The sequence below is a fragment of the Mesorhizobium sp. M7A.F.Ca.US.005.03.2.1 genome (genome assembly GCF_003997795.1).
Classification (GTDB): domain Bacteria; phylum Pseudomonadota; class Alphaproteobacteria; order Rhizobiales; family Rhizobiaceae; genus Mesorhizobium; species Mesorhizobium ciceri.
The window spans coordinates 1-2,682 of the sequence record NZ_RZRP01000847.1 but is presented as its reverse complement, the minus strand read 5'-3'; the positions used below and the strand labels follow the sequence as shown (position 1 = coordinate 2,682).

Sequence of the window (2,682 nt, the reverse complement as noted above, 5' to 3'; positions counted from 1 at the left end):
GCGCCGTCCAGCCCCCCACCCATTTACCAGCACAAGCCGGCCGGCGCTTCGTTCTTCGAACTGTCGCGGCTGATGGTGGTGGGGATCGATTCCGCCAAGGGGCAGTTGATCCAGAAGGCGCAGCTTTCGCCGAACGGGCCATGGCCTTCGGCCTGGTCGTTCATCGCGCCCGGCGCCTGGGTGATCATGACGGCGGGGCTGACCAGGGACGGCCGCGTCGCGGTGGTCGCGCAGCCATCGGGAACCACCAACCTGTCCTTCATCACCGAGGACGCCAACCAGATCGGCCCGGTCGAGAAATGGACCGCGCCGATGAGCATTGGCACACCGCCCGGTGCCACCTCCTATCAGAAACTGACGATGGCGCGCGATGCCGATGGCCGCGTCGAAATCTTCCTCACCGACAATCTGGGCCGCATCTGGTGGATCTACCAGAACCCGGATGTGATTGTTCAAGTGCAGAAAACCATCACGCCGCCCGGCACGACGACGCCGATCGTCGTCACCGTCGACGAGCTCAGGCCGCCCGTCCAGCCGTGGAGCGCCTGGATCCAGCTGACCGGGCAGCTCGTGGCGATCACGGCGCTGCGCCAGGCAGACGGCCGCATCGCGCTGTTCGGCATCAACTCCGCCCTCCATCTCTATCGCTGCCAGCAGGCCAAGGCCCAGGCGCTGACGGTCGCCGACTGGACGCCATGGGTGCAGATCGACGCCGGCTACCCCTTCACGGAAATGGCGCCGATTGTCGGTCCGCTGGGCGGCACCAATCTGTTTGCCATGACGCAGCAAGGCCAGGTCCTGCACACCAAGCAATTGCCGGCCGGCTCCGATACCTGGACGGCCTGGGCGACGCCCGGCTACAGCAGGGTCCCCAAATACACGCTCTGCGCCGGCATCCAGGGCGATGGCGACATCATGCTGGTCGCCTCCGACCAGCAGCATGTCCACTCCTTCAACGCCCAATATGACGCCGCGACCCAGAACTGGTCGGGATGGCGCGATTTCAGCGGCTCGGGCGCCAACACCCGCCTGTCGCTCGATTACAATGCCGATGGCCGCCTTGCCCTGTTCTCGATGATGGTCCAGAACGACGGCACAAATGGTCTGTGGACCATCAACCAGATGGCCATGGACAGCTCCGAATGGGAGTGGACGTGGACGGCGCTGGCCACCAGCAACCTCAAGCAGATCGTCGTCGTGCGCGACCTGACGCCGCCGGTCTGACGTCAGGCAGCGTGACAGAGGCGAAGCAGGCGTATCGGCTCGCAGCCTGGTCCCGGTCGGAGAAGGCCGGGCTCGGCTTCCGCGCCGCGACAGAGGCGGATCTGCCGTTCCTGTCGCGGCTCTATGCCTCGACGCGCGTGGAAGAACTCGCCGTGACGGCGTGGACCGAGGCACAGAAGGCCGAATTCCTCGGCATGCAGTTCCAGGCGCAGCACGCGCATTACCAAAAACACTATCCCGAGGCCGACTGGCTGGTGGTGGAACGCGCCGGGCTGGACATCGGCCGCCTCTATATCGAGCGCTGGCCGAGCCAGCACCGCATCATCGACATTGCCTTCCTGCCGCATCATCGCCGCAAGGGCTACGGCACCGCACTGCTGCGCGATCTCATCGACGAGGCATGGTTAGCCGGCAAATCAGTATCGATCCATGTCGAGAAGCACAATCCGGCCAGGTGGCTCTATGTCAGGCTCGGTTTTGCGGTGGTCGAGGACAAGGGTGTATACGATCTGATGGCGTGTGCGGCGCCGAGGGGCGGGGCGGGGTGAGACGATGGCTGTCCCGCTGGCGTCAAGGTTTCGCGCCGCAGCGCAAGCGTCGCCTCAAAAAGCAAACGTCGCCTAGTTGAACACCGCTTCGTACAGCCGCCCGGCCGCATCGGCGGCGACCGGCACGATGAAGATCTCGTGGCTGCCGCTTTCCCCGGTGAAAAGGTAGGTCGCCTGCGGCAGCGCGATGTCGCGCGGGCCTCTGAACAGCAGCGAGAAACCGCCGCCCGGGCGCGGGCTGGCGGCGATGGGTTTGACCGCGCTCAGTTCGAGCGGGATCTGCTTGCCCCCGGCTTCGATGGTGAAGGTTTGTCCCTGCTCGAAATCCGATACCGACGCCATGCTATCAACCTCAATCCACCTTGCAGGCGGCACTGTCGCCGCTTCGCCGCAAGCTGTCCAGAGGCGGGCAGGCGGCGGTCGTGTTCCCCAAGACAATCGATCGCCGCAAATCCCAAAGATACAGCACCGCCTGTCCTTTTATGCGCGCAAGAGACGCTGTAGTACTTTGTCCTGCGCGGGATTCCTTTCGATCCAAGATCAGCGCAAACAAAGCATAGATCCCGGCTTCGGGACCATTGGCAGCCTGATGGGCGTGCGGGAGACGGATGATGGCGGATGCAAAGACGGACGTGACGGGCGATGCGCTGCCGCTGTTCTATTCGAGGCCCGAGGCGCTCAATCCGGCGCGGCACGGCTCGCTTGGCCTGACCGCGCGCAGTGACTTCGGCTTCGCCCGCTCGGCGCACGCCATTCCGGTGGTCGCGTCGGAAATGCCGGCGGCGATGCGCTCCTACCCGATCGTCTTCATCGGCCCGGCCAAGTCGCCGGTGATCATCACCGGCGTGCGCCAGAACGAGAATTTGTTCGTCGATGCCGACGGCAAATGGACCGGGCCGCACTACATCCC

Annotated in this window: 4 protein-coding genes; 3 read left to right on the top strand and 1 reads right to left on the bottom strand. The window is 64.8% G+C overall.

Features of this window, described 5'->3' with window-relative positions:
• Together EN991_RS31375 and EN991_RS31370 are read left to right on the top strand one after the other, a co-directional pair.
• A partial coding sequence (locus EN991_RS31375; protein WP_164769496.1) for a hypothetical protein occupies positions 1 to 1,224 on the top strand: 1,224 nt, incomplete at its 5' end.
• 11 nt (positions 1,225 to 1,235) lie between these two features.
• Complete coding sequence (locus EN991_RS31370) at positions 1,236 to 1,772, top strand: GNAT family N-acetyltransferase (RefSeq protein WP_245461126.1); 537 nt, start codon at positions 1,236 to 1,238, stop codon at positions 1,770 to 1,772.
• Between the two features lie 72 nt (positions 1,773 to 1,844).
• Here the strand turns inward: EN991_RS31370 and EN991_RS31365 are convergent, their stop codons facing one another.
• Complete coding sequence (locus EN991_RS31365; protein WP_064992649.1) at positions 1,845 to 2,114, bottom strand: hypothetical protein; 270 nt, start codon at positions 2,112 to 2,114, stop codon at positions 1,845 to 1,847.
• Between the two features lie 269 nt (positions 2,115 to 2,383).
• Here EN991_RS31365 and EN991_RS31360 point away from each other — a divergent pair.
• On the top strand, positions 2,384 to 2,682 hold a 299-nt coding region (locus EN991_RS31360), incomplete at its 3' end, for a SapC family protein (RefSeq protein WP_164769495.1).

Excerpts from the sequence above, each read along its gene's own strand:
- EN991_RS31365 (WP_064992649.1), bottom strand. The coding sequence starts at position 2,114 with ATGGCGTCGGTATCGGATTTCGAGCAGGGACAAACCTTCACCATCGAA.